The sequence below is a fragment of the Streptomyces sp. DSM 40750 genome, from assembly GCF_024612035.1.
In the GTDB taxonomy this organism is placed as follows: domain Bacteria; phylum Actinomycetota; class Actinomycetes; order Streptomycetales; family Streptomycetaceae; genus Streptomyces.
On record NZ_CP102513.1, the window covers coordinates 7,645,203 to 7,671,500 of the forward strand.

18 protein-coding genes and 1 pseudogene are annotated in these 26,298 nt (G+C 69.8%); 6 read left to right on the top strand and 13 right to left on the bottom strand.

Translation table 11 applies throughout. The annotated features are described in order from the left end of the window. Positions 1-37: 37 nt before the first annotated feature. The 6 genes from JIX55_RS34180 to JIX55_RS34205 all read right to left on the bottom strand — a co-directional run bounded on the left by JIX55_RS34180 (position 38) and on the right by JIX55_RS34205 (position 6,302). Positions 38-1,588: a penicillin-binding transpeptidase domain-containing protein gene (locus JIX55_RS34180; RefSeq protein ID WP_257567085.1), complete on the bottom strand. Its 1,551-nt coding sequence runs from the start codon at positions 1,586-1,588 to the stop codon at positions 38-40. Continuing rightward, positions 1,585-2,979, bottom strand: a complete 1,395-nt coding sequence (locus JIX55_RS34185; RefSeq protein ID WP_257567086.1) for an FtsW/RodA/SpoVE family cell cycle protein — start codon at positions 2,977-2,979, stop codon at positions 1,585-1,587. The genes JIX55_RS34180 and JIX55_RS34185 overlap by 4 nt, the downstream gene beginning before the upstream one ends. A gap of 48 nt (positions 2,980-3,027) precedes the next feature. Beyond that, the gene (locus tag JIX55_RS34190; RefSeq protein WP_257567087.1) at positions 3,028-3,378 is read right to left on the bottom strand and encodes an SH3 domain-containing protein; all 351 of its coding nucleotides are present in this window, start codon (positions 3,376-3,378) and stop codon (positions 3,028-3,030) included. Between the two features lie 167 nt (positions 3,379-3,545). After that, a complete protein-coding gene (locus JIX55_RS34195) occupies positions 3,546-4,814 on the bottom strand; it encodes a sensor histidine kinase (RefSeq protein WP_257567088.1) in 1,269 nt (422 codons plus the stop codon). Continuing rightward, a complete protein-coding gene (locus JIX55_RS34200; protein ID WP_257567089.1) occupies positions 4,811-5,623 on the bottom strand; it encodes a hypothetical protein in 813 nt (270 codons plus the stop codon). Before JIX55_RS34200 ends, JIX55_RS34195 begins: the two co-directional genes overlap by 4 nt. A gap of 157 nt (positions 5,624-5,780) precedes the next feature. Then, the gene (locus JIX55_RS34205) at positions 5,781-6,302 is read right to left on the bottom strand and encodes a protein-tyrosine phosphatase family protein (protein ID WP_257567090.1); all 522 of its coding nucleotides are present in this window, start codon (positions 6,300-6,302) and stop codon (positions 5,781-5,783) included. Positions 6,303-6,389: 87 nt separating this feature from the next. On the opposite strand from JIX55_RS34205, the gene JIX55_RS34210 reads away from it, so the two are divergent. Beyond that, the gene (locus tag JIX55_RS34210) at positions 6,390-7,193 is read left to right on the top strand and encodes a nuclease-related domain-containing protein (RefSeq protein ID WP_257567091.1); all 804 of its coding nucleotides are present in this window, start codon (positions 6,390-6,392) and stop codon (positions 7,191-7,193) included. Positions 7,194-7,244: 51 nt separating this feature from the next. Here the strand turns inward: JIX55_RS34210 and ligD are convergent, their stop codons facing one another. Together ligD and JIX55_RS34220 are read right to left on the bottom strand one after the other, a co-directional pair. Then, complete coding sequence (gene ligD / locus JIX55_RS34215; protein WP_257567092.1) at positions 7,245-8,126, bottom strand: non-homologous end-joining DNA ligase; 882 nt, start codon at positions 8,124-8,126, stop codon at positions 7,245-7,247. 53 nt (positions 8,127-8,179) lie between these two features. Further along, a complete protein-coding gene (locus tag JIX55_RS34220) occupies positions 8,180-10,573 on the bottom strand; it encodes an excinuclease ABC subunit UvrA (protein ID WP_257567093.1) in 2,394 nt (797 codons plus the stop codon). 517 nt (positions 10,574-11,090) lie between these two features. Between JIX55_RS34220 and ku the strand changes: the two genes are divergently transcribed. Next, positions 11,091-12,140: a non-homologous end joining protein Ku gene (ku, locus tag JIX55_RS34225; RefSeq protein WP_443046592.1), complete on the top strand. Its 1,050-nt coding sequence runs from the start codon at positions 11,091-11,093 to the stop codon at positions 12,138-12,140. Positions 12,141-12,373: 233 nt separating this feature from the next. On the opposite strand, the gene JIX55_RS34230 is transcribed toward ku, so the two are convergent. Continuing rightward, on the bottom strand, positions 12,374-13,642 hold the full coding sequence (locus JIX55_RS34230; protein ID WP_257567095.1) for a beta-ketoacyl-[acyl-carrier-protein] synthase family protein: 1,269 nt from the start codon (positions 13,640-13,642) through the stop codon (positions 12,374-12,376). A 336-nt stretch (positions 13,643-13,978) separates the two neighbouring features. Beyond that, entirely contained in the window at positions 13,979-15,046 is a 1,068-nt protein-coding gene (locus tag JIX55_RS34235; RefSeq protein ID WP_257569580.1) for a lysylphosphatidylglycerol synthase transmembrane domain-containing protein, read from the bottom strand. 1,108 nt (positions 15,047-16,154) lie between these two features. On the opposite strand from JIX55_RS34235, the gene JIX55_RS34240 reads away from it, so the two are divergent. Continuing rightward, complete coding sequence (locus JIX55_RS34240) at positions 16,155-19,124, top strand: SpoIIE family protein phosphatase (protein ID WP_257567096.1); 2,970 nt, start codon at positions 16,155-16,157, stop codon at positions 19,122-19,124. 156 nt (positions 19,125-19,280) lie between these two features. On the opposite strand, the gene JIX55_RS50985 is transcribed toward JIX55_RS34240, so the two are convergent. Further along, positions 19,281-19,748 (bottom strand): DUF6083 domain-containing protein, encoded by a 468-nt coding sequence (locus tag JIX55_RS50985; RefSeq protein WP_306820059.1) that lies wholly within the window; start codon positions 19,746-19,748, stop codon positions 19,281-19,283. A 1,778-nt stretch (positions 19,749-21,526) separates the two neighbouring features. Next, positions 21,527-21,808, bottom strand: coding sequence for a hypothetical protein (locus JIX55_RS34250; RefSeq protein WP_257567097.1), 282 nt, complete (start codon positions 21,806-21,808; stop codon positions 21,527-21,529). Positions 21,809-22,200: 392 nt separating this feature from the next. Here JIX55_RS34250 and JIX55_RS34255 point away from each other — a divergent pair, with 392 nt between their 5' ends. The 3 genes from JIX55_RS34255 (at position 22,201) to JIX55_RS34260 (ending at position 25,499) form a co-directional block, all read left to right on the top strand. Continuing rightward, positions 22,201-23,166, top strand: a complete 966-nt coding sequence (locus JIX55_RS34255; protein WP_257567098.1) for a toll/interleukin-1 receptor domain-containing protein — start codon at positions 22,201-22,203, stop codon at positions 23,164-23,166. A gap of 676 nt (positions 23,167-23,842) precedes the next feature. After that, entirely contained in the window at positions 23,843-24,622 is a 780-nt protein-coding gene (locus JIX55_RS51560; protein WP_443046593.1) for a trypsin-like peptidase domain-containing protein, read from the top strand. A 292-nt stretch (positions 24,623-24,914) separates the two neighbouring features. Next, the gene (locus JIX55_RS34260) at positions 24,915-25,499 is read left to right on the top strand and encodes a hypothetical protein (protein WP_257567099.1); all 585 of its coding nucleotides are present in this window, start codon (positions 24,915-24,917) and stop codon (positions 25,497-25,499) included. On the opposite strand, the pseudogene JIX55_RS34265 reads toward JIX55_RS34260, so the two are convergent. Continuing rightward, positions 25,478-26,266, bottom strand: a pseudogene (locus tag JIX55_RS34265) (IS5 family transposase). The gene JIX55_RS34260 and the pseudogene JIX55_RS34265 overlap by 22 nt on opposite strands. Between the last annotated feature and the right edge of the window lie 32 nt (positions 26,267-26,298).

The window sequence follows — 26,298 nt, forward strand, 5'->3', positions numbered from 1 at the left end:
CGAACGATAGGTCGGGCGGGGGCGGTGGCCACAGCCCTTATCTCAGATGGTGGTCGTGGTTCGTCAGGCGCGCGCCCGGTGGGGCCTGGTCGCGCGGTTCCCCGCCCCTGAAGGAGCGCTGCACCTGATCGTCGGCTTCGAGTACTGCCCTCATCACCTCCCTCGCGATCGGTGCCGCGTCCCCGCCCCCGCTGATGTCCCCCCGTACCGCCTCCGCGTCCTCGACGACCACCGCTACGGCCACCTGGGGTTCGACCGCGTCGTCGGACTGGGCCCAGCCGATGAACCAGGCGTAGGGGGTGCCGGAGTTGCCGATGCCGTGCTGGGCGGTGCCGGTCTTGCCGCCGACGGTGGCGTGGCGGATGGCGGCGTTGGCGCCGGTGCCGTTCTCGACCACGGCGCGCATCAGCTCGCGCAGACGCCTCGCGGTGGCGGGGTTCATGGCCTGGCGGAGGGTGCGTGTGCCGGAGGTGGCGACGGTGCGTCCGGTGGCCGTGGTGGTGCGTTCGACGAGGTACGGCGACCGGACCGAGCCCCCGTTGGCGACGGCGGCCGTGACGAGGGCCATCTGGAGAGGGGTGGCGCGGGTGTCGTACTGGCCGATGGAGGAGAGGGCGAGCTGGGCCCGGTCCATCCGGGTGTTGAAGCTGCTGGGGGCGACGGAGAAGGGGATCCGCAGGCCCGAGTTGTTGAAGCCGAAGCCCCGGGCCGTGTCCGTCATGGCGCCGAGGCCCACGTCCACGCCCAGCTTGGCGAAGACCGTGTTGCAGGACCACTCGAAGGCGTAGCGCAGGGAGGCGTTCTCGCAGCCCTCGACCTCGTTGGAGAGGGACGTCGTGGTGCCCGGCAGGGTGTACGGGGCGGGGGAGCGGGTGGGGGCGTCGAGGTCCCTGACCACCCCGGCGTCCAGCGCCGCCGCGGCCGTCACCACCTTGAAGGTCGAACCCGGCGGATACGTCTGCCGTACCGCCCGGTTGAGCATCGGCTTGGCCGCGTCCCCGTTCAGCCGCGCCCACGCCTCGGCCACCGAGGGGCCGTTGCCGGAGAGCACTCCGGGGTCGTACGACGGTCGGGAGACCAGGGCCAGGACGCGACCGGTGGCCGGTTCGAGTGCGGCCACCGCGCCCCGGCGGGCGCCGAGTCCCAGGTAGGCCGCGCGCTGGGCCGCGTCCTGGAGGGTGGTGACGACCTCGCCGCCGGCGTTCTGGTCGCGGGTGATGTCGTTCCACAGGGGGAGGAACGACAGCCTCGGGTCACTGCCGTCGAGGACGGGGTCCTCCGCGTGCTCCAGGAACGTCGTCCCGTACGTCTGTGAGGCGAAGCCCGTGACCGGCGCGTACAACGGGCCGTCCCTGTAGGTCCGTTCGAAGCGGAGCTGTTCCCCGGTGTCCTTCGAGCCGGTGACCGGGCGCCCCTCGACCACGATGTCGCCGCGTGGCTGGCCCCAACGGGCGATCGCCGGGCGGCGGTTGGCGGGGTTGTCGTCGTACGTGCGGGACTGGAGGACCTGGACGCGGGTGGCGTTGACGAGGAGGGCGAGCAGGAGCAGGGCGCAGAGGGCGGCGGCCCGGCGGATGCACTTGGTCATGCGCCTGCGCCCTCCGGGCCGTCGTACCGGTCGTACTGCCTGCGGGCGGAGTCGCTCAGCCGCATCAGCAGGGCCACGATGATCCAGTTGGTGACGACGGAGGAGCCGCCCTGGGCGAGGAAGGGCATCGCCATGCCGGTGAGGGGGATGAGGCCGGTGACGCCGCCGGCGATGACGAAGACCTGGAGGGCGACGATCGAGGCGAGGCCGGTGGCCAGGAGGCGGCCGAAGGGGTCGCGCAGGGCGAGGCCGGTGCGGTAGCCGCGCTCCACCAGCAGGGCGTAGAGCAGGAAGATCGCGGCGAGACCGGCGAGGCCCAGCTCCTCGCCCGCCGTGGCCAGGATGAAGTCCGACTTGGCGGCGAAGCCGATCAGGATGGAGTGGCCGAGGCCGAGGCCGGTGCCGAGCAGCCCGCCGGCGGCGAACGCGAAGAGGGACTGGGCGAGTTGGCCCGGCCCCTGGCCCGCCTCGATCGACGCGAACGGGTGCAGCCAGTCCTCGACACGGCTGTGCACATGGGGTTCGAGCCAGCCGACGGCCACCGCGCCCACGCACGCGAGGAGCAGCCCCACCGCGACCCAGCCGGTGCGGCCCGTGGCGACGTACAGCATGATCACGAACAGCCCGAAGAACAGCAGCGAGGTCCCCAGGTCCCGCTCCAGGACCAGGACCCCGACGCTCAGCAGCCAGATGGTGACGATCGGGCCGAGGACGCGACCGGTGGGCAGTTGCAAACGCTTGAACCGCCAGATCTGGCGCCCGGCGTACGCCAGCGCGTTCCGGTTCGCCGCGAGATAGCTGGCGAAGAACAGCGCGAGCAACACCTTCGCGAACTCGCCCGGCTGGATGGAGAATCCGGCGATCCGCACCCAGATCCGGGCCCCGTTGACCGGCGGGAACAGGATCGGCAGCGCCAGCAGCGCCAGCGCGGCCACCACCGAGACGTACGCGTACCGCTGGAGCACCCGGTGGTCGCGCAGCAGGGCCACGACCGTGATGAACAGCGCCACCCCGAGCGTCGACCAGTTCAGCTGCGCGGGCGCCGCCCGGTCGGCCGGCGTCTCCAGGTCGAGCCGGTGGATCAGCACCAGGCCCAGGCCGTTGAGGAGCACCGCGATCGGCAGCAGCAGCGGATCGGCGTACGGTGCCCGCAGCCGCACCACCAGATGGGCCAGCAGCGCGAGCATGCCGAGCCCGGCGCCGTAATCGGTGGCGCCGGGCGGGACGGTGCCGTTCTTCGCCAGACCGACAGCGCAGTAGCCGTACACGGAGAGCAGGACGGCGACGACGGTGAGGGTGAACTCGACGCCTCGGCGCCGGAGCAGGCGTACGGCGGGCGGAGGCGGGTCGGAGGGATCCGCCGCCAGGGTCGGTCCGGCCTTGGTGGTCATGCCCGGAACTTACCCAAATGGGATGCCTTGTGCGCCTTGTCGCTCAGCTCAGCACCAGCGTGGCGTCTTCCAGGCGTCGATGTAGCGGGCCGAACCCCAGGCCCAGGTGCCGTCGGTGAGCAGGTACCACTGCCGGTTGCCGTTGACGTTCTGGCCCTGGGCCCTGCAGTAGATCTTGACGATCTCGCCGTACTTCGCGACCCGGATGACCGCGCTGCCGCGGGTCGGCGCGCTCCGCAGGATCAGGCCGGTGCGGGCGGTGACCTCGCCCTTCACGATGTACTTCTTTCCGGGGTCCTCCCGGTCGACGCCGATCGCGGGAGTCGTGGCCGCGAACGCCAACAGAGCACCGCCGGCGGCGGCTATGCCGAACCGCATGAGCAGAATCCGCAGGGACATTGAAGCTCCTCCAGAAGGGGGCGAACCTGACTATTCGCCACATTAGGAGGAGGGCGGAGGGGGCGCCTTTCACGATGGGCCATCGGGGGATTCGTCCCCGAGGGCGCAGCCCTCAAGGGGAGCGGGGCTGCGTCTGATCTGCGGCTCCGCCGAGAGTGGGGGAGCGATCAGCCCCCACCGACCCGCAGCCGCAGGACAGCCAACGCACCCCCGTCGGGCGCGTTCGAGAACGCCAACCGCGCCCCCAGAACCTCCGCCTGCCCCACAGCGATCGTCAGCCCCAGCCCATGCCCCTTGGCGGAGCCCTCCGTACGAAACCGCTGAGGCCCCTCGGCCACCACATAGTCCGGGAACCCGTTCCCGTGATCCCGCACGGCCACCACGGACCCCTCCACGGTCAACACCACCGGAGGCCCCCCGTGCTTGTGCGCGTTGGCCACCAGGTTCCCCAACACCCGCTCCAGCCGCCGCCGGTCCGTCTCCACACACGCGTCCTCGACGACACGGATCACCGTGTCGCCGCTCGCGTTCGCGGCCACCCGCTCAGCGAGCCGCCCCAGCCGTATCGCGTCCAGGTCCAGCCGCTCGCTCCCCGCGTCCAGCCGCGAGATCTCCAGCAGATCCTCGGTCAGCGTCCGCAACGCGGCGACCCGGTCCCGCACCATCTCCGTCGGCCGCCCCGCCGGCAGCAGCTCGGCCGCCGCGTGCAGCCCGGTCAGCGGGGTGCGCAGCTCGTGTGCGACGTCCGCGGTGAACCGCTGCTCGCTGAGCAGCTTCCGCTGGAGCGTGGACGCCATGGTGTCGAGCGCGGCGGCCACGGCGGCCACCTCGTCGCGGTACCGCGCCGGATCCGTCGTACGGGGATCGCCGACCCGGGCATCCAGGTCGCCCGCGCTGATCCGCCGGGCGACCTGGGAGGTGGTGCGCAGCCGCCGGGTCACCCCGGTGACGCCGAGCGCGCCCACCGCGAGCGTCGCCCCGATCGCCAGCGCCGAGGAGCCGAGGATGGCCCGGTCGAGGTTCTCGATCGTGGCCGCGCCCTGCGAGTAGTCGATCCGCACGGCGAGGGCGCGGCCGTCGGCGGGGGCGGCCGCCCACATCGTGGGGTACCCGTCGACGACGTCGACCATCGTGCCGCGCCGCCCGCTCACCGCCAGCTCGCGCAGCGCCTTCGGCAGCCCCCGCGTATCCATCCCGGCGTTGGGCGGCAGCCGGCTCCCGGCCTCGTACGCCCGTACGGCCTCGTCGAGCCGGACGAGCGCCCGTGAGCGGGCGTCGCTGACGGTCCGGTGGGTGACGGAGACATGTACGAGGGCGCCGAGCAGCGCGGCCAGCCCGCAGCACATGACCGTGATGAAGGCCAGTGCCTTCCAGGTGAGCGAGGAGGTCCAGCGGGGGAAGCCGAACCGTTTCAGCGAAGCTCTCACCGCGCTCACCTCGGACTCGCCGACGACGAGGCGGAGGGCGAGGCGGAGGGCAGGCGGGAGGAGGAGGAACGCGAGGGCGAAGGTGACGGGGTGGTGGCCGGCGGCGACCCGGTGGCGTGGGACGGCCGCGCCGATCCGCCCACCCGCAGGATCTCGTCGCGGGTGAGCAGCATCGCCAGCTGTTCCTGGTCCCAGACCCACCGTGTGCGGTACTCGTAGCCGACGATCGCCGCGGGCGAGCGGATGATCACGGCACGGCCGGCCAGCTCGACCGCGAGCACCGCGTCGTCGCTGGCCAGCACCTGCACCAGCCGGCCCGCCCGGAACGTGTACATCCGCACCGCCGTCTGGTTGCCGGGCAGCAGCCGGAACCCGAGCACCATGTCGTCGCGCCCGTCACCGGTGAGGTCCCGGTAGTAGGCCGCGAGGACGGGGCACTCGGCGCGAACCTTGCCCTCGCCGCCCTCATCGCAGTCGGCCATGCGCTCGGTCGTCCCGTGGTAGAGGGCCTCGGACCCGGCGTACACCTCGGGGTGCGCGGCGATCTCCGCGCGTACGACGGCCACCGGGTCCACCTCGTGGATGTCGTCGCCGGGGGCCTCGATGCCCTCGACGACCTCCGTCTCGGCCTCGCCGTAGTCGTAGGCCGGGGAGGAGGCGGGCGGCTCCCCGGGCCACAGTCGGGTCGGGCCGCTCGCGGTGGGCGTCGCGCCCGCGCTCACCAGGCCCCCGGAATCGCCGCAGGCACCCAGCAGCACGGCGGCGGCCACGGCGACCGCCGCGCCGGCGGCAGCACGCACGGGGCGGCTGGGGAACACGGGACTCCTGGGGGCGTGGGTACGTTGGATGGTGTGGGGACGTGGAGGGTGTGTGGGTACGTGGACGGGCGGGAGGGCGCGGTCGGGCGGCTGTGATCCCGTAACCCTATTCGTGCGCAAGTGCTGTTTCCGTGACGGGTCGGTCCCGCAGGCCGCCCTACTCGGCCAGCTCCTCCAACTCCTCCAGGAACCGGACCGTCGGCAGTCCCGTGTGCAGGTACTCCACGAACAGCTCGTTGTGCAGCGCCCACGGCGAACGGCGGGTGCGGATCAGCCGGATCGCCTCCTCGGCGGAGTGCCCGTCGCGGATCAGCGCGTGCGCCACGACCAGACCGGACCGGTTGTAGCCGCTGTAGCAGCGGACGAGGACCCGTTTGCCGTCCTCCAGCGCGTCGCACGCGGCCTGCGCCAGCCGCATCACACCCGCCAGCTGTGTACCGTCCAACGGCCCGTCCGGGATCGGCCACACATGGTGCTCGACGCCGTCGTCCGGCCCGTACCCCGGCAGCCGCAGCAGCGTGAGCACCAGATCGAATTCATCGCGTACGACCGCGAATTCGACGTCCCCTGTACCGGTCCGCCCCGCGAACTCGTGCCCTCCCATCCACAGACCGGGCACGATCTCGCTCCACGGTTCGTCCGGAGCCGGAACATCGGGCTGCTTCCTGCGCGTCCGCAACGGCGCCTCCCCAAGTCACCCCAAAGGTAGCCGGGTTCTTGCCGATGGAGCACCCCGCCTGGTCCCATGGTCGTGGGGTGATGGTGCATGAGCGGACTGCGCGTCATACCGACCCGGCGGCACGGACAGGAGCGCCTGTACGTGTGCCGGACCGACGGCAGGAACATCGCCTGGTACGACCGTGAGGCGGGCCGGGTGAATCTCCTCAGCGAGGAGCGGAGAGAGGACGTGCTGGCCGTCCTCGGCCCCTTCATCACGGGCCAGGTCACGGTGGGCCCGCCGCCCGTGCCGACCCCCGCCGAGCTGGCCCGGCTGAGCCTCCACCCGGACGACGACCTGGCCCCCAACCGCCCCGGCGAGGCCCTCCTGATCGCCCTCGACCGAGCCCCCGGCCCACCGCGCCGGCTGCGCCCCGACCCGCGCCGCCGCGCCCTGGCCGCCGAGCAGACGGTCGGCGACGCGCTCGACCGGCTGGAGGGCGCCGGCTGGCACACCCTGCACTCCGTGCCACTGCCCGGCGGCGACCGCATCCACCACCTCGTCATCGGCCCCGGGGGCCTGTTCTGCGTCCGGTCCCTCTACGCCCGCAGGCAGCGCGTCGTCGTCGCCGACCCCATGGTCGCCGTCGGCCGCCACGAGCCGCGCGCGCTGCTGCGCGGGCTCCGCGCCGACGCCGACCGCGCGTCCTACGCCCTCACCGCCGAGGTCCACCCCGTCCTCGCCCTCGCCGAACCGTCCGGCCTCGCCGTCACCACTCCCCTGCGGGAGGCCCGCGTCCTGCGGGACACGGACCTGTCGGAACTCGCCCACGCGGGCGGAGTGCTGAAGCCGGCGGACGTGGAGGGGCTGCACGCGATGGCACGGGACCGGCGGACGTGGACTCGGGTGTAGGCCGACCGATTCCTGGACTCGGGTGGTGGCCGACCGATTCCCGACGGGGCCTTATGGCAGCGGCCGGGCGGTGTCCACGTCGAGGAGCGGCGCCAGCAGATCCCCGTGGTCCTGGAGGCGGGGGGCGATGTCCTGGGCACGGAACACCAGGTGGCCGGGGGAGGCGCACTCCTCGACCTCGGTCCAGGTGACCGGCGTGGAGACGGTGGGCTCGGGGCGGGCGCGCAGGGTGTAGGGCGTGGCCGTGGTCTTGCGGGCGGCGTTCTGGCTCCAGTCGACGAAGACCTTGCCGGGGCGCAGGCTGCGGGTCATCCGGTGGACGACCTGGCGGGGCAGGGCCTTCTCGGCCTCGACGGCGAGTTCCTTGGCGTACTCCGTCACCTGTTCGGAAGACGCCCCGCGCACCGCCGCCAGCAGATGCAGCCCCTTCGACCCGGACGTCTTCGCGTACGCCCAGATCCCGTCCGCCGCGAGCCGCTCCCGCAGCCAGCAGGCGACCTCGCAGCACTCGACAACCGTCGCGGGCGCTCCCGGGTCCAGGTCGAAGACCAGCCGGTCGGCCTCGTCGGAGACGCGGACGGTCCACTGCGGCGTGTGGAACTCGGCGACCAGGTTGGAGGCCCACATCAGGCTCGGCAGGTCCTGGACCAGCACCATCCGCGCCGGGCCCTCCATCCGCCGTACCTCGGCGGTCGTGACCCAGTCGGGCGTGCCCGGCGGCACGTTCTTGGTGAAGAAGACCTGGCCGCCCGGCCCGTCCGGGTAGCGGAGGAAGGAGACCGGGCGGTCGCGCAGATGCGGCAGCAGGGCCTCCGCGGTCGTGGCGTAGTAGTGGAGCAGCTCGCCCTTGGTGAAGCCCGTCGCCGGGTGGAGGACCTTCTCCAGATTGGACAGGGCGACCCTGCGGCCCTCCACCTCGGTGATCGGTGTCATGGGAGGAGAATCCCATGATTTCATGCGAAAGCGGGCAAATATCCCCCGGTGGGTCAGGCCCCGACGTACGCGGCCAGGTGCTCGCCCGTGAGGGTGGAGCGCCCGGCGACGAGGTCGGCCGGGGTGCCCTCGAAGACGACCCGGCCGCCGTCGTGGCCGGCGCCGGGGCCGAGGTCGACGATCCAGTCGGCGTGCGCCATGACCGCCTGGTGGTGCTCGATGACGATCACCGACTTGCCGGCGTCGACAAGCCGGTCCAGCAGGCCGAGCAACTGCTCCACGTCGGCGAGGTGGAGGCCGGTGGTCGGCTCGTCGAGTACGTAGACCCCGCCCTTGTCGCCCATGTGGGTCGCCAGCTTGAGCCGCTGCCGCTCGCCGCCGGAGAGCGTGGTGAGCGGCTGGCCGAGGCTGAGGTAGCCGAGCCCGACGTCGGCGAGCCGGTCGAGGACCCGGTGCGCGGCCGGCGTGGCCGCCTCGCCCGAGGCGAAGAACTCCTCGGCCTCCGTCACCGACATCGCCAGCACCTCGCTGATGTCACGGCCGCCGAGGTGGTACTCCAGAACCGAGGGCTGGAACCGCTTCCCCTCGCAGTCCTCGCAGGTGGTGGCCACGCCGGCCATCATCGCCAGGTCCGTGTAGATGACGCCGGCGCCGTTGCAGGTGGGGCAGGCACCCTCGGAGTTGGCGCTGAACAGCGCCGGCTTCACGCCGTTGACCTTGGCGAACGCCTTGCGGATCGGGTCGAGCAGCCCGGTGTACGTCGCCGGGTTGCTGCGCCGCGAGCCGCGGATCGGCGTCTGGTCCACCGACACCACGCCCGCCGCGGCCGGGACCGAGCCGTGGATGAGCGAGCTCTTGCCGGAGCCGGCGACACCGGTGATCACACAGAGCACGCCGAGCGGGATGTCGACGTCGACGTCCCGCAGGTTGTGCCGGGCCGCGCCGCGGATCTCCAGCGTGCCGGTGGACCTGCGCACCGACTCCTTCAGGGCGGCCCGGTCGTCGAGATGGCGCCCGGTGATGGTGCCGCCGGACCGCAGGCCCTCGACGGTGCCCTCGTAGCAGACGGTGCCGCCCGCCGTACCGGCGCCGGGGCCGAGGTCGACGACGTGGTCGGCGATCGCGATGACCTCGGGCTTGTGCTCCACGACGAGCACCGTGTTGCCCTTGTCGCGCAGCCGCAGCAGCAGGTCGTTCATGCGCTGGATGTCATGGGGGTGCAGGCCGATGGTGGGTTCGTCGAAGACGTACGTGACATCGGTGAGCGACGAGCCGAGGTGACGGATCATCTTGACGCGCTGCGCCTCACCGCCGGACAGGGTGCCCGCGGGCCGGTCGAGGGACAGATAGCCGAGGCCGATCTCCGTGAAGGAGTCGAGGGTGTGCCGCAGCGCGGTCAGCAGCGGCGCCACCGACGGCTCCTCGAGGCCGCGGACCCATTCGGCCAGGTCGCGGATCTCCATCGCGCAGGCGTCGGCGATGCTGATCTTCCCGATCTTCGAGGACCTGGCCCCCTCGCTGAGCCGGGTGCCGTCGCACTCGGGGCAGGTGGTGAAGGTGACCGCCCGTTCCACGAAGGCCCGGATGTGGGGCTGCATCGACGCCTTGTCCTTGGACAGGAACGACTTCTGGATCTTGGGGATCAGCCCCTCGTAGGTGAGGTTGATGCCGTTGACCTTGATCTTGACCGGCTCCCCGTAGAGGAAGGCCCGCATCTCCTTCTCGGTGTACTGGCGGATCGGCTTGTCCGGGTCGACGAAGCCCGACTGGGCGTAGAGCTGCACGGTCCACTGGCTGTCCGACTTCCAGCCGGGGATGGTGAACGCGCCCTCCGACAGTGACTTGGAGTCGTCGTAGAGCTGGGTGAGATCGATGTCGGAGACGTTGCCCCGGCCCTCGCAGCGGTTGCACATACCGCCGGTGCGCTCGAAGGTCGCCTTCTGGGCCTTGGTCTTGGCGCCTCGCTCGACGGTGATCGCCCCGCTCGCCCGCACCGAGGCGGTGTTGAACGAGTACGCGCTCGGCGGGCCGATGTGCGGCTCGCCGAGTCTGCTGAAGAGGATGCGCAGCATCGCGTTGGCGTCGGTGGCGGTGCCGACCGTGGAGCGGGGATCGCCGCCCATCCGCTGCTGGTCGACGGTGATCGCGGTGGTCAGCCCGTCGAGTACGTCGACCTCGGGCCGGGCCAGGTTCGGCATGAAACCCTGCACGAAGGCGCTGTACGTCTCGTTGATCAGCCGCTGCGACTCGGCGGCGATCGTGTCGAACACCAGCGAGCTCTTGCCCGAACCGGAGACCCCGGTGAACACCGTCAGCCGGCGCTTCGGGATCTCGATGCTGACGTCCTTGAGATTGTTCTCCCGCGCCCCGTGCACACGGATCAGATCATGACTGTCGGCGGCATACGGCCCGGGAGACTGCGTCTCCGCCCTCGTGGCCTTGGTCATCGTTTCTCCATCTGTCGGGCGGGCCGCGTCCGCGGTCACCGCCGGGGTCGCCTGACTGGATCCGATCTGCTGGGAGCAGGGGAACAGGGGGGGAACAGTGGGAACAGTACGTGCGGTTGTGCGTCTTCTGTGGGGTCATGCCGAAGGTGCTGTGTTCACCTGATCGGCGCTACGTGGTGCGCCCCTCCGGGGCCCGGCCGGGCCGCGCGGCGGACCGTACGGTCCGGCCCTCGCCTGGGCCATGGCTTTCACGCTAGGCGCGGCCAGGCCGCCGGCGCTTCTCGAATCCTGACCGGTCCGGAGAGTGGGGGCGTCGTACGGGTCATACAGGCTATGCGGGTCATACAGGTCGTATGGGGCGTTGGGTGGTCGACGGGCAGGCGTGATCGGTCGGAGTTACGGTGTGGGGAGCCCGGAGGGGTGGTCGGGGGCGGGGAGAACAAGCCCTACGGCGGTGGGTCACGGAACCGGGGTCCTCACCGAGCCGGGGCACCGAACCGAAAGGTGCGTGCTGCTCGTGCGATCCATCTGGAACGGCGCCATCTCGTTCGGCCTGGTCAGCATCCCGATCAAGCTGGTGAACGCGACCGAGAGCCACTCCGTCGCCTTCCGCCAGGTCCATCTGGAGGACGGCGGTCGCATCCGCTACCGCAAGGTCTGCGAGCTGGAGGACCGCGAGGTGACGCAGGGGGAGATCGGCAAGGCGTACGAGGACGCGGACGGCACGATGATCCCGATCACGGACGAGGATCTCGCGTCGCTGCCGATCCCGACCGCCAAGACGATCGAGATCGAGGGCTTCGTACCGGCCGAGAGCGTCGACCCGCTCCAGGTGGACGCCGCGTACTACCTCGCGGCGAACGGTGTCCCCGCCGCCAAGCCGTACACCCTCCTCCGCGAGGCGCTCAAGCGCAGCGGAAAGGTCGCCATCTGCAAGTTCGCGCTCCGGGGACGCGAACGGCTGGGCATGCTCCGGGTGGTGGACGACGTCCTCGCCATGCACGGGCTCCTCTGGCCCGACGAGATCCGTACGACCGAGGGGGTGGCCCCCGATGCGAGCGTCACCGTCCGCGACAAGGAACTCGACCTCGCGGACGCCCTCATGGACACGCTCGGCGAGGTCGACCTCGAATCCCTCCACGACGACTACCGCGAGGCCGTGGAGGACCTGATCGCAGCGAAGGCCTCCGGCGAGGAGCCCCCCGCCGCGCCCGCTCCGGCCGCGGGCGGCAAGGTCCTCGACCTCATGGCCGCGCTGGAGAAGAGCGTCCGCGAAGCCAAGGAGTCCCGCGGCGAGGACGTCGCCGACATCACCCCCCTCCCGTCCCGTGCCACCCCTAAACAGCCCACAGGCAAGAAGTCCACCACCACGACGAAAAAGGAAGCCGCCTCCCCGAAGAAGTCGACAGCCAAATCGAACCAGCCCGCAAAGAAATCCGCCGCGAAGAAATCAACAGCGAAGAAGACCACAACAACGAGAACCACGGGGACAAAGACCGCGGCGACAAAAACCACCGCGAAGAAGACACCGGCAAAGAAGGCAACCTCACGCAAAAGCTCCGCTTGACCGCCGCTTGACCGCCGGATGACAACGCCGACCCCGGTCGCGGTGGCTGCCCGCCGTCGCGGCGGACGGGAAGAGGCCTCTCCCTCAGCCACCGGCCAACTCGTCCCCACGGCGACCTCCTCCCCACGGCGACCTCCTCCCCACCGCGACCTCCTCCCCGCCGCGACGGAACGGTGATCAGCCACGACGGCGGTGGGCGGCGGCGCCGAACCGGGCGTGGTGGCGGTGTCGGCCTATGCCGCGCGGCGGAGCGCGAGGACGGCGTTGTGGCCGCCGAAGCCGAAGGAGTTGGTGAGGGCGAGGTTGCCGTCGGCGGGGAGGGCGCGGGGGACGGTGGTGACGAGGTCGAGGGTGATGGCGTGATCCTGGTCGGCGCAACCGATGGTCGGGGGGATGAGCCCGTGGTGGAGCGTGAGGGCGGTGACGAGCGCCTCCACGGCACCGGCGGCCCCCTGAAGGTGCCCGAGACTGCCCTTGAGCGCCGTGACGGGAACCCGGCGCCCCAACAGCACGGCGGCGAGCGCGTTCGCCTCGGCGAGGTCACCGTCGATCGTGGCGGTGGCGTGCGCGTTGACGTGCACGACATCGGCGGGGGACGCCGCCGCGTCCTGCAACGCCCGGCGCAGCGCGAGCGCCACCCCCGCCCCCGACGGGTCCGGCGCCGCCATGTGATGCGCGTCGGCGGACAGTCCCCAGCCCGCGGCCTCGCAGTAGATCCGCGCGCCCCGGGCCCTCGCGTGATCCTCCGCCTCCAGCAGCAGAAACCCCGCCCCCTCACCGTTCACGAACCCGTCCCGGTCCTTGGCGAACGGACGCGAAGGGCTCTCCCCGCCGCCGTTCAGCCCGTGCCGCGACAACGCCCGCATCGCCGCGAACGACGCCATGATCGCCGGCGTCACCACCGCCTCCGCCCCGCCCGCGACGGCCACATCCACCCGGCCGTACCGGATACGGTCGACCGCCTGCCCGATCGCCTCGGTGCCGGAGGCACACGCACTGGTCACCGTCCGAGCCTCCCCGGTGATACCGAGGTCGAGGGAGATCTGCGACGCCGCCTGCGAGGGCACACACATCGGCGTCGTGAGCGGGGAGACACTCCGCGGCCCCCGGTCCCGTAGCTGCCGGTCGCCGGCCACGAGGACCGACGCGTCACCGAGGATCGCCCCGGCGGACACCCCGACCCGCTCCGGATCGAGCCCGCTCTCCGCCGTACCGGCGGGATCGAAACCCCCGTCCCGCCACGCCTCCCGCGCGGCCAGCACGGCGAAGCGCGCGGCCCGGTTCATGCGCCGGGCCCGGGGCCGGGGAAGCAGGCCGGCGGGATCCACGGGCACCGTCCCCGCGACCCGCACGGGTAACTCCGCGAACTCCTCCCCCTCCAACTCCCGTATCCCGCAACGCCCTTCCAGCAAGCCCTGCCACAACTCGCCCACCCCCACCCCGAGCGGCGTAACAGCCCCGAGCCCCGTCACCACAACCCGCCGCCCCGCCGAGTACGACATGAACCATCCCCCAGTCCGTCCAGCGCCGTCCGACTCTGCCTGACCCAGAGATGGTTCCCGCTTCAACTGTCCGCTGCACCCCACCTGCCCGTGACGACACCGAAAGCGGGGTCCGAGTACGGAAACACGGCATGACGGCACGACGGAAACACGCCACGACGGAACACGGCACGACGGAACACGGCACGACGCCATCACGGCATCACGGCATCACGGCACGACGGCACGACGGCACGACGGCATCACGGCCCTATGCCCCTACGCCCTACGGCGCCGGGGCACCCAGCCGCCCGCCAAGGCCAGCCACGCCCACCCACCGGCCCACCCCTCGGCCCCTCAAAGCACCTTCGCGCGCACCAGCGCCGAGAGGACGAGCGTGCCCGGGAGCAGGGGAAGCCAGACGGTGAGGACGCGGTAGCCGATGACGGTCGTGGTGGCGAGGGTCGCCGGCGCGCCGAAGGCGACGAGGGTGAAGACGAGCGCCGCGTCCATGGGACCGAGGCCGCCCGGCGCCGGCACGGCACCGGCCGCCGTGCTGGCGACGAGGTAGGCGAAGAGCATCTGCGGCCAGGACACCGGCAGCCCGAGCGACGACCCGACCGAGGCGAGGACGGCCCCCTGGCACAGGGGGAAGGCGGCGGCCCCGCCCCACAGGGCGAGCGCGCGTACGGGACGGCTGTGCACGAGCCGCGTGTCGTTGAGGGCGGTGCGCAGCCCTCCCATGAGGGGGCGCCGCAACGGTCGTACGGTCGTGATCAGGGTGACCACGGCGGCGAGACTGACGGCGGTGATCGCGCCGACCAGGGCGAGCGTGTCGCCCTCGGGGAGGAGTTCGGCCAGGCGGAGCGTGCCCGGGAAGGCGACGATGAAGGCGAGGATCACCAGGGTCTTGGCCACCGGTTTGACCGCTGAATACAGGGCGAGCGAAGAGGTGGCCCGGGCGAGGGGTATGCCACGGCGGCGCAGGAAGCGCAGGACGACCGCGTGCGCCCCGATGTTGCCCGGCAGCGCGTGACCCGCGGCCCCGGCGGCGAACTGCGTCGCCAGCAACTGCCCCGGCGGCAGCCGCTCCGGCACCGCCCCCTGTCGTACGCACGCGGAGGCCACCGAGCACAGGGCCGTGAAGAAGGCACCGGCCAGCAGCCACCGGGGGTCGGCCGACGCGAGGCGCACGGCGCCGCCGTGGACCGTCCGCCAGTCGACCGTCGCCCACACCGCGAGCAGCACCAACGGCAGCAGGGTGAGAGCGAGCCGGAGCCGGCGGGCGGTGACGGGGGAGCGGGCGGGGAGGAACCGCTGGAGCCCGGCGGGGAGAAAGCCCGGGAAGCGGGTCGGGCGAGGGCCCGGCGCTTGGCCGGGAAGCGGATCACAGACGGCGGTGGGAGCAGGGGCCGGGCTCGGGATGAGGTCGGGAGTCGGCTCGGAGACCGCGGTGAGACCGAGGTCCGGGGCCGGACCCGGAACCGGGGTGACGCCGAGGGCCGGATCGCGTACCGCGCCGAGGCCGGGGAGCGGTGTCGAGCCCGGGACAGGGGTGAGCGTGAGGTCGCGGGCCGAATCAGGGATCGCCGCGCCGAGGTCGGGCACCGAGGCCTGGGCCGGGACGTGGGTGAGGTCCGGGGCGAGGGCCGGGCTGGGTATCAGGGTGATGGGGTCGGGGACCGGGGACGGGGTGGGCCGCGAGGGGGGCGGCGCGTCGAGCGGGAGCGGGAACAAAGGGCACGTCGTCCTTCCGCGTCGCGTCGGTACGGCGGGGGACCGCACCGACGGAGGCAGGGCAAGTCAAGAACGAAGGGAACCCCAGGACCGTTCCCACCCCAAATGACTCCCCGGTATGCACCAACCGAACTCCTGCCACCGCGAGAACGACGACACCGCTCCCGAACAGCGGCTCAGCCTCCGCCGGCCGACCGACCCCCACCACCCCACATGAGACACAACTCACCCCCCCCAACCGCCCCGCACACAGGCCTCGCCGACACTCCACCCACGCCCGCCCCGGTTCCGGCCGCCGGATTTCGACGGACACCCGCAGCCGCGGCCACCGGCTCCCGGTACGCCGACACGATCAGACCCCCCGAGAGGCTGACGACGCCCACGCCCCTCCCTCACACGCCCTTCCCGCTCCTCCGTAACGCGCGCTTCCCGCTCCTCCGCCATGCGCGCCTCCCGCTCCTCCGCCGCGCGCTTCTCAGCCCTGCGCCCGCCGACACCCGTACCGCTCCGCCCGCCGGGGGTGGCCGCCCCGCCGGGCTCACGCTCTTACCAAGCCACGCTCACCCCACCTCCGGCGCCCGGCGGCTCCCCGCTCCACCCTCCAGCGCAGAGCCGCCCGCCCACGGCCTTGCTCTACGCCTCCCCCGCCCAGCGCCCCCCTTCCGTGCCGTACGCGCCCTCCCCCCCCACTGTTGTGATGTGCGTCACACGGGGTCTAGGGTTGTAGCGCCTGGTAGGCGACCCCGGGGGCGCGTCGGGTGGCGGTGTGTGACGGAGCCGTCTCCAGGCGAGGGAAGTGATCCCGTTGTCCGTCGCCTGGGACGACATCGGCGGTCTCGTCGATGCCCATGAGCGCTTCCTCGCGGGTGCGCGTGTCGACTCCGATGTCCGGGATCCGGTGCTCGACTCCTGGAAGCGGTGCCGTTCCGCAGGGCTCGAACCGCACCGGCTGCTGATCCCCTACGCGCCCGACCTCGCCATGGAGGACCCCTTCCTGCGCGCCGCCGACCCGGTGCTCAGACAGCTCACCGCCTCCCTCGCCAAGGTGAGCATGACCGTCGTGCTCTGCGACAGCCAGGCCCGCATGGTCCAGCGGCACGGCGGCGACCGGGAGCTCCTCGCCCGCCTCGACGAGGTGAACTTCGCCCCCGGCTTCTGCGCCTCCGAGGCGGCCGCGGGCACCAACGGCGTCGGCACCGCCCTCACCGAGCGCCAGCCCGTCTACGTCCTCGGCCGCGAACACTTCGCCGACTGCCTGTCCCCCTTCGCCTGCGCCGGCGCCCCCGTCCGCAACCCGCTGAGCGGCCGTGTCGAGGCCGTCCTCGACCTCACCTGCCTGCGCGACGACGGCGACCCCACCATGCTGCGGCTCGTCCGCGAGGCCGCCCACGACATCGAGGCCGGGCTCCTGGAACAGGCCACGGAACGGGAACGGGCACTGCTCGCCGCGTACCGCCGAGCCGCGGCCGGCGCCGACAACTGGCCCAGCCAGCCCGAGCACCCGCCCTGGGCGCATGGCCACGACGGTCAGTACGGCGAGACCCTCGGCCGTGTCGACCTGGCCGTCCTCCGCGAGAAGGCCGAGGAACTCATCGCCTCACCCCACCGCACCCTCGACGAGGTCACCCTCTCCGACGGCCGCGTCGCCACCCTCCTGCGCCGCCCGATCATGGGCGCGGCGGGCGAGACCGGCGTCGTCGTCGAGGCCCGCGTCCTGGGCGGCCCCCACCTGCGCCACGTGGAACCGACAACGCCGTCCACACCACTGACTCCACCGCCGCCCGTGACACCGGCAGGGCAACCGCCGACGACTCCGACAGCCGCCTCCCCCGCCCCCTTCACCACCACCCCACCCCCGACCGTCGTCCTCCGCACCCTCGTACCCCCATCCCCGCACCCACCGACGCACCCCCCACTACTCCGGCCCATCCCGTACGGAACCGACGGCACCGACGGAACAGACGGCACCGACAGAACCGACAGAACCGACGGTGCCGCCGCTCCCGCCCCACCCCCCGACTCCGCCGCCGACGCCTGGCTCCTCCTCATCGGCGAACCCGGCGTCGGTCGCCTCGCCGTACTCGCCCGCCGCCGCCTGGAACTGCTGCACGACGCCGGAGTCCGCATCGGCACGACCCTGGACGTCACCCGTACCGCCGAGGAACTCGCGGAGGTGACCGTCCCGAGGTTCGCCGACTTCGCGGCGGTGGATCTGCCGGACTCGGTCCTGCTGGGCGACGAACCGGAACCGCTCGGCGCGGGTATGTCGCTGCGCCGGGTCGCGCTGTGCGCCGTACACGAGGAGTCGCATCTGTACGAGGTGGGGGACCCGGTGCGGTACGTCCCCTCCACACCGCAGGCCCGCAGCTGGGAGACCGGGCGGTCGGTGCTCGAACCGGTGCTGGCCGAGGCGGGCGGCTGGCTCGCCCAGGACCCGGCCCGGCTCGAACAGGCCCTCGCGGCGGGCATCCACTCCCTGATCACGGTGCCGCTGCGGGCGCGCGGCGCGACCCTCGGCGTCGTCAGTTTCTACCGCTCCGAGCAGCCCGCCCCGTTCGAGGACGACGACCTCTCGTTGGCCCAGGAACTGGTCGGCCGCGCGGCCATCTGCATCGACAACGCCCGCCGCTACACCCGAGAGCACAACACCGCCCTCGCCCTGCAACGCAGCCTGCTGCCGCGCGGCCGGTCCGAGCAGAGCGCGGTCGAGGTCGCCTACCGCTACCTCCCCGCGCAGGCGGGCGTCGGCGGCGACTGGTTCGACGTCATCCCGCTCTCCGGCGCCCGGGTCGCGCTGGTCGTCGGCGATGTCGTGGGCCATGGTCTGCACGCCGCCGCGACCATGGGCCGGCTGCGCACCGCCGTACACAACTTCTGCGCGCTCGACCTGCCCCCGGACGAGCTGCTCACCCACCTCGACGACCTGGTCGGCCGCCTCGACCGGGGCGAGGGCTGGGCGGTGGAGAACACCCACCAGGACTCCGGCATCATCGGCGCGACCTGCCTGTACGCCGTCTACGACCCGGTGTCACGGCGCTGCACCCTCGCCCGCGCCGGGCACCCGCTGCCCGCCGTCGTAGGCCCGGACGGAATGGTGGACTTCGTCGATCTGCCCTCGGGACCGCCACTGGGCCTCGGCGGCATGCCCTTCGAGACCGCCGAACTCGAACTGGCCGAGGGCAGCCAGCTGATCCTCTACACGGACGGCCTGGTCGAGGACCGGCACCGGGACATCGACACCGGCCTGGACCAACTCCGTACCGTCCTGGCCCGGGCCGACCGCACCCCCGAGGACACCTGCGAGGCGGTCCTCGACGCCCTGCTCCCGGCCCGGCCGAGCGACGACGTGGCTCTCCTCGTCGCCCGTACGCACGCCCTGGGCCCGGAACGCGTCGCCCAGTTCGAGCTGCCGAGCGACCCGGCGGTCGTCTCCCGCGCCCGCGTGGCCGTCACCGGGCAACTGGCCGCCTGGGGCCTGGACGAACTGGCCTTCACCACCGAGCTGGTGGCCAGCGAACTCGTCACCAACGCCATCCGCCACGCCACCGGCCCGGTCCAGCTCCGCCTCCTCCGCGACCGCGCCCTGATCTGCGAGGTCTACGACGGCAGCGGCACATCACCCCGCCTCCGCCGCGCCCGCACCGAGGACGAGGACGGCCGCGGCCTCTTCCTCGTGGCCCAGCTCACCGAACGCTGGGGCACCCGCTACACCCCCGACGGCAAGACCATCTGGACCGAGCAGCCTCTGCCTCTGCCTCGGCCCTGACCGCCGCCGTCACCCTCAGCGACCGGCCTCAGCCGTCCGGAACACCCGAGCCTGTCGATGATCGTTCGCCCGACGGGCCGGTGGCCCCAGATGCTGACGCGAAGACTCGACCAGACGCTGCCACCCGTGAGGGTTCTTGCCCGCCCGCGCCGCGATCTACGGCTCACCCCAGTCGGGCACGCACATCATGCGGTGAGCCGGCACCACGGGATCACTGGGCAGCGGATCGACTCCACGGACCCGTACAGCCACGACATCCGTGGCGATACGTGATCGGCCCGGGAGCTTCGTCAGTCGCCAACGGAAGCGCTCTGGGACGTCCTTGGCGGGGAGTTCAACGGTGGCGAGGCTGACCCAACGGTCGTAGTTGGTCGGGTACAGGCGGATGGCCGCCCCGCACTCGCTACACGTTGGCGGCTCGATCCAAGACATGTCATCGGGATCGGACTCCGCCCTCGGCCCGGCTGTGGCCCCGTCAGCTTCGGCCATCTCATTGGCGAAGACGTTCCAGCAGACCTCGCAGAGTCTCGCCATGAGGTCGATCCGCCCACGGTCGCGCACGCCGGGGCCTGCCTCCCCGCAGCGATGGCACATGCGCCAGTCACGATCCTCTATTGCCCCCATGCGTCCGAGTGTGAGCGAATCTGACCGGATCCCAGTAGGTCGCGATTTGGCCGTATTCAACGGTCAGATGCCCACGCGATCGACGGAGCGACGTTGGCCGGGAGCTGCTTTGGGACGTGACGGCTCGGGCAGCAGCGTCGAGGTGCCGTCCACTCGGTACGCCAAGTACATGCACGGCCGCCAGAAACGCGGGAACCGGCGGATCGAGAGCTTCCTTCGCGCACACGAGCGAGGTGACTCGGAGACAGCCAGCACTACCCTTCAGCCCCCTGCGAGCCTTGGCCTTTATCGGTCCTCAGGCGCCCCCGCAGAATTCGAACCTGCGCGCACGGCGGCGGAGGCCGCTTGGCAACGGGAGAACACAGCAGGTCACGACCCGGGAAGTGGCAGATCAGGCGGGGCGAGTCCACGAATAGGCCACGGAAGCTGAGCACCGCTCTAGCCGTTCGATCCGAGCCCGCTCCGACTGCTGCCGTCCACTGATGCGAACCGTTAGTCCCATAGCACCACGCTCAGCGTGACTGATTCGGGAAGAATGGGATCGGCGGATTTGATGGAGAAGGCACCCAAGGCGCCTTCGGTCGTAGCGAAGCAGTAGGTTCCGCCCATCCCATTACCCCGGAAGACGCCAATCCAGGCAGGCCCTTGGGAGAGTCCAGGTGGCAGTCGCTCCTCACAATCGGCTCGGTCCAAGTCTGCTACATCTCCCGGTGCTTCGGCAGCATGACCACTGAGTACGATGATTGTTGGAGATGCCTGGTAGTCACCCCGAAGATCATCATCGACGCCAGATAGCACCGGCTTTTCGGTGTCGAGCTCCATACCTTCCGATGAGGCCACGTTAAGAGCAAAGGGCAGCGTCACCGGTCCACGCCAACGCGCCGCGGCGGGAGCTGACTGCTTGGGCTTGTCCTCTTTTGGCGCATCGGGCGAGTCTGGCGGGGTCGGACTGGGCGAGTCCTGTTCTGTTGGTGACGCCGACCAGATCTCATCGCTCGTGACTGGTGTGACAGGGGGTGGCTCGCCTCCCTGTGACCCTCCATCACCACCGCCCGAGGAGGTGATGACTGCGCCGACAATGGCAGCTGTGGCCGCGATCAATGCCACCGTGATGCTAACCCGCGCCGTAGTCCCGCTCGCCCCCGCAGCGGAAGCTGACCCTAAAGGTGTAGGCGCCTGCGATGTAGGCCCGTCACCACCACCTGGCTGGCCACCTGGAGTTGTGCCGGTCATGGTTCCCACCCCCGTGCTTGGACCCCCCCAATACGGGCAAGCGTAGCGTCATGGTTACGGTAAGTGGCGCTGATCGGCTGACGACCTGTGAAGGGGACGACGGTGTTTACCCGGGCGGTTCATTGGCCCACTACGGGCCGGTGAGCTCGGCGGCTAGGCCTCCCCTGCAGGCACACCCTGCTGACCTCTGCATATGGCACGGCAGTAGCACGAACCTCAGCCGACGACAGTCGGCCACGACGGCGGGTGCGCCGGCCGATCAGGTGCGCGTGTGCCTCGCTGTACCCCCACCGGCCTCAGCCACGCTATTGGGATTTGCCGTCGACCAGAGCAAGCACCGACGGCCAACCCGTGACCAGAGTGCCTGAGCCCTCGGCTTGGGAAGCTGCGGTCATTTGGGGCGGGTTCGAGCACTGACCTGGGCGAAAGCCTGCGCTGTGGGCTCGTCGGGCTTGGCTGCTTTCACCGTGGTTCCCCGCTGCTCCCCGCCATATCTGGTGCGCTTGTGGTGCGTTCGCCGACGCCTCGCGTTACTCGGCGGGCCTCTACAGATCCACACGTGTCTCGCTGTCGCCACGTCTGAGAAGGACGTGCGCAGGCCGGAACGGCAGACTGCGCAGAGTCGGCTCCAGGACCTTGAACAGAGCATCGGCATCGGGTCCGTAGGTGTACACGACGGCTTCGCCTCCTCCGAACTCGTTCCCGTCGACCTCCCCGACGCCTGCCTTCTCGGTCGCTGCGTCCATGGCCTGCTCAGCTTCGTAGATTCGCTTGCGCTGGTCGACATCGCCGAAACCGTCACTGGCAAGCCGGAAGTGTGCGATCACGGCGTGCTCCTCATCCCTGCTGTCAGGGGCATTGGGTGTCTCCATGCCGGACACACTGTCATCGGGGTCTGACACTCTCACCGCTGTGTCCGACTCGGATCCGTCTCACCAACACGCTTTCCAAACTGTGTTGGTGGGGTGTTGAGGTAAGTACAGGGCCGTTCACCTGGGTTCATGGGTGGCTTACCACCAGGTTGAGATCAGCTCCCGGTCTCGGCTGAATGTCGGTGAACCGGGCTGAATGAGACGGAAAGTGAGACGGACCCTTGCTGTAAGCCTCACCGTGTCAGGGCCCTCGCGCGTGATCTCTGCCTTGGGATAAGAGCGGCACATCACGTGAGCGTCGGACTGGATGCCTTCGATCGCACGTGGGATCCGCCATGCTGGTACCTATGCCTGACGCTGCTGCTCTCGCTGCCCCTTCAGCCTTTCTGTCTCACGCGAGCGAGGACAAGAACGGCTTCGTCGAACCTCTCGGCCGACGTCTCGCCCAGCTTGGCGTCGCGCCGTGGCTGGACAAGTGGGAGATCCTGCCGGGTGACAGCCTGGTTCGGCGCCTCTTCGACGAGGGACTGGACAAGGCGGATGCGGTCATCGTGGTCGTCTCACGCTTCTCCGTGGGCAAGCCCTGGGTACGCGAAGAACTCGACAGCGCGACCGTGCGGAGGATCCAGGAGGGGACACGCTTGATCCCCGTGCGCCTGGACGAGGTGGACATGCCGTCCCCTCTCAAGCACCTGGTATGGATCAACTCCGGGCGCGGCGCTGAGGAAGTCGAGTTTGTCGCGCAGAAGATCGCCGCTACGCTGCACGGTCACGATCCTCGTCCAGTGGTTGGCCCGCCGCCCGTCTACACCATGACTGAAGCCACCGTGGGCGGACTGACCAGGGCAGACACGTTCTTGCTCACCGTCTCTCTCCAGCAAGCCCTGGAGAGCGATCAATTCTTGCTGGATTGGCACGCGGTTGCGCGCCGTGCAGCCGAGGGAGGGCTAACCAGCGAAGCACTCATGGAGTCTGTGCACGCGCTTGCGGATGGTGACTACGTTGATGCCCGTCTTCGCCAAGATCAAGTGGTGATGTACAGTCTCACGCCCTTCGGTTACGAAATCTCGATTCAAGCCGTTCTACCCAACCTCAATGAGATCCACCAGCGCATCACGGCGGAGCTGGTCAACAACCCGCCCGGGAGCTTCAGCCTCACGCACGACCTTGCCGCTCAGGCCGAGGCGCCGCGCTTGGTCGTCGAGCAATTCCTTAACCATCTCCAAGACCGAGGACTGCTGAGCTGGCAGCCCACTATGGGAGGTGGGCATCTCAGTAGGGTGAGCCCGACTCTGCGCCGGGAGCTCAACTAGCCGCGGATACATGCGCAGCCCATTGATCTTGGCTTGGGGTGCACGTGGGCGCGCTCCCAGCCTGGGAAGTTACGATCATTTGGGGGCGGTTCGGGCGCTGACCTGGGCGAACGGCCGAGGCGCGGCCCGTTGGGTTTGGCTCCTTTCGCCGTGATTCCCCGCTGTTCCCCGCTGGAGCTGGAGCTGGTGCGGTTGTGGTGCGACAGTGGTGCGCATCCGTGACCGCGACCTGCGCCTGTAACTCCCGCCATCGCCGACCGCACCCAGCACTGCCGTACATGTTGACGTCCCGCCTCATAGGAGGGAAGAGCGGTGTCACGGGGGATTTCGGCGCCGTCGCTGCCGTCACTGCTGGTGGCGGCAGCGCTGGATGAGCACTGCTTTAGAAGCGAGGTTGCGCCACGACGGGCGTGACCTGGAACTTTCCTGCCTTGGGCAACGTGGGGCGGCACGCACCTCGGCGAACCTCGATTCCCTACCCCCCGTCCGTTCTGACACGCGAGTGGCACAGTGCGTCTGGTACTCGCCCAGATGGGCGGGATGCTCAGGGGTAGCAGCTATGAGTAATATCCTCGATTCGCCCCCCAAGAGACGCACATCCGCTGATTAAATAACGTGACACTCTCCATCAACGCATTGCGACACCTAGCGCTCGAACGAAAGAGAGACGCACAGAATGCTATCGGAACCATCTGTCCAGTCACTCTTTCTGGTCGCCACCGTGAACGGGCAGCAGCTGGGAACAGCTACCGGGTTCATCGTTAGAAAAAACGAGCAGCCTTACCTGATTACGAATTGGCACGTCGCTAGCGGACGTCACCCGCTCACCGGACAACCGAGAAGCCAGACAGGCGCGACACCGGACACGCTTCACATACCCATGTTGCTGCCCCCACGGCAAGACCGTATCGAGTGGAAGTCTATCCCTCAGAAGCTGCTGAAGGGCGATGGTACGGCTGCCTGGCTCGAACACCCTCGATGGGGCCGAAGGGTGGATGTGGTAGCCCTTCTGCTAGAGAATCTTGGCGACGAGCTGGAGCTACATCCCTACCAACTCGACTCAAGCGCTATGCAATTGCGGACTCAAGTTTCCGAATTCGTCAACATCATCGGCTTTCCATTCGGCCGGACTGCTGGGGGCGTCTTCGCCATTTGGACGAAAGGCGCTATTGCATCTGAGCTCGATGTAGATTTTGATGACCTACCCTGTTTCCTTATTGACGCCAGAACGCGGGAAGGGCAATCTGGTTCACCAGTGATTGCTTACTCGCCGGGCGGTCCCACAGTGATGGGAGACGGGTCCCTAGCGTTTACAAACGGCCCCATTGCCAATCTCCTTGGAGTTTACTCCGGTCGAATCAACGCGGAGTCAGATCTTGGCGTAGCATGGAAAGCTCCGGTGATCGCTGAGATTCTCGAGAACGGCGTAGCAGGTAAAGGGACTCTAACTCCGTAAGGTCCTACGTCTGCATTCGGGAAAAGACCTGCTCACCAAGCAACAGCCGCTTTACTCTCATCGCGTCCGCTTAATCCACACACCGTGGAGTGGGCGTGGTCCACGTGTGTGGCATGGCCGTGATCACGGAAAAGGGCCAGTTCGAGAGTATCAAGTCTCTGAACTGGCCCATAGCCACGTGCGTCGGCAGGATTCGAACCTGCGACAACCGCTTTAGAAGTCATCTCAATTGGCCAGGCTGTGCACTGGAAAGCAGGTGGCGCTGGAGTGGGCTCTGCCGCATGATCACGCCATGACGAGTCCTGCTGCCTTCTCGGACCAGACCAACTGGTCCGATGGCTACTACGAGCTGGCCATAGAGGTTGGATCGAGTGATGATGCCCAGCTTCAGGCCGTCCTGAGTGCGCTTTGGTCCGCCGCAGACGTTCACGGGTGCTTCGGGCAGAGAGACCGTGAACCTGAGGAGCAGGATCCCGTGCCGTGCACGGTTGGCTCACTGACTGAGTTCGGCCACCTCCACGGTCAGGTCCGACTGCCGACGGGTCGACTGGTCGTGTGCGGTTGTGTGGCGATCCGCGGCGGTGATGAAAGCGGCGACTGGCTGGACTTTTACGTCCCCGTCGGTGCGCTGGGTCACGCGGGTCTTGCGTACTGGGACGGTCGGCCGTTCTTCAGGTCCGACGTGATGGACGAATGGCTGGCTGCCATCGGGACCGAGACCTTCAAGAGCGCCTCCTTCAGCCTGGGGGTCATCGGCTTCGAGGTCTCTGGTTGCACCGACGCATCGACGCTGGCAGGAAAGCTGCCGCAGACGCGGGACATCGGATACCTGCTTCCACAAGGCAACGTCCTGCACTATGGCGCTGCCAACACCTGAGCCTTGCTGCTCCGGGTGGGCACGAGCCTGCGGTAGCAGATGAGGGTGCAGGCGATGCTCGTGAAAGCGAGAAAGTGTTCCGCTTTGCGCTCGTAGCGGCGGTGGAGGCGTCGACAGCCGGCGAGCCAGGCCATGGTGCGTTCGATGGTCCAGCGGTGGCGGCCCAGCCGGGTCGAGGTCTCGATGCCCTTACGGGCGATGCGGTGGGTGATGCCATGCTCGCGTAACCATCGCCGCAGGTGGGAGTAGTCGTAGCCCTTGTCTGCGTGGAGCTTGCCCGGCTTGCGTCGCCGACGTCCTCGGCGGGACCGGATCGGCGGTATGCCCCTCACCAGAGGGATGAGTGCCTGGCTGTCGTGCAGGTTCGCCCCCGAGATCCCGACGGACAGGGCAGACCGGTCCGCTCGGTGATCAAGTGGATCTTCGAGCCGTACTTGCCCCGGTCTACAGGATTCGGACCCGTCAGGTCCCCCTTTTCAGTGCCCGCATGTTCACCGAGTCGATCGCGCATCTGGACCAGTCCAACTCGCCGCGGGAGCCGCGTTCGTCGAGGACTAGGCGGTGGAGCTTGGCCACACCCTGGCCTTTGTCCACTCGGAGAAGCGCCGCTGCCACGTGCAGCCGGACGTAGCCACGAATACGATCGCGGCCAGCACCTCCCGGTCACCGTGCCGACGCCGTCCGCCGCCCTGAGGCCGCGTAGGCGCCTCCGGTACTACCCGCTGGAACAGCTCCCACAACTCGTCCGGCACCAGCCGCTGCACGATCGAAACCACGACCGCAGCCTACTGGCCCAAAT

What these genes read in the sequence shown, in the direction of transcription:
- JIX55_RS34185 (WP_257567086.1), bottom strand. Translation starts at nt 2,979, where the DNA reads ATGACCACCAAGGCCGGACCGACCCTGGCGGCGGATCCCTCCGACCCG.
- JIX55_RS34260 (WP_257567099.1), top strand. Translation starts at nt 24,915, where the DNA reads ATGACGAGTCCTGCTGCCTTCTCGGACCAGACCAACTGGTCCGATGGC.
- JIX55_RS50985 (WP_306820059.1), bottom strand. Translation starts at nt 19,748, where the DNA reads ATGGGGGCAATAGAGGATCGTGACTGGCGCATGTGCCATCGCTGCGGG.
- JIX55_RS34230 (WP_257567095.1), bottom strand. Translation starts at nt 13,642, where the DNA reads ATGTCGTACTCGGCGGGGCGGCGGGTTGTGGTGACGGGGCTCGGGGCT.
- ligD (WP_257567092.1), bottom strand. Translation starts at nt 8,126, where the DNA reads ATGACACCGATCACCGAGGTGGAGGGCCGCAGGGTCGCCCTGTCCAAT.
- JIX55_RS34210 (WP_257567091.1), top strand. Translation starts at nt 6,390, where the DNA reads ATGAGCGGACTGCGCGTCATACCGACCCGGCGGCACGGACAGGAGCGC.
- JIX55_RS34220 (WP_257567093.1), bottom strand. Translation starts at nt 10,573, where the DNA reads ATGACCAAGGCCACGAGGGCGGAGACGCAGTCTCCCGGGCCGTATGCC.
- JIX55_RS34255 (WP_257567098.1), top strand. Translation starts at nt 22,201, where the DNA reads ATGCCTGACGCTGCTGCTCTCGCTGCCCCTTCAGCCTTTCTGTCTCAC.
- JIX55_RS34190 (WP_257567087.1), bottom strand. Translation starts at nt 3,378, where the DNA reads ATGTCCCTGCGGATTCTGCTCATGCGGTTCGGCATAGCCGCCGCCGGC.
- JIX55_RS34180 (WP_257567085.1), bottom strand. Translation starts at nt 1,588, where the DNA reads ATGACCAAGTGCATCCGCCGGGCCGCCGCCCTCTGCGCCCTGCTCCTG.
- JIX55_RS51560 (WP_443046593.1), top strand. Translation starts at nt 23,843, where the DNA reads ATGCTATCGGAACCATCTGTCCAGTCACTCTTTCTGGTCGCCACCGTG.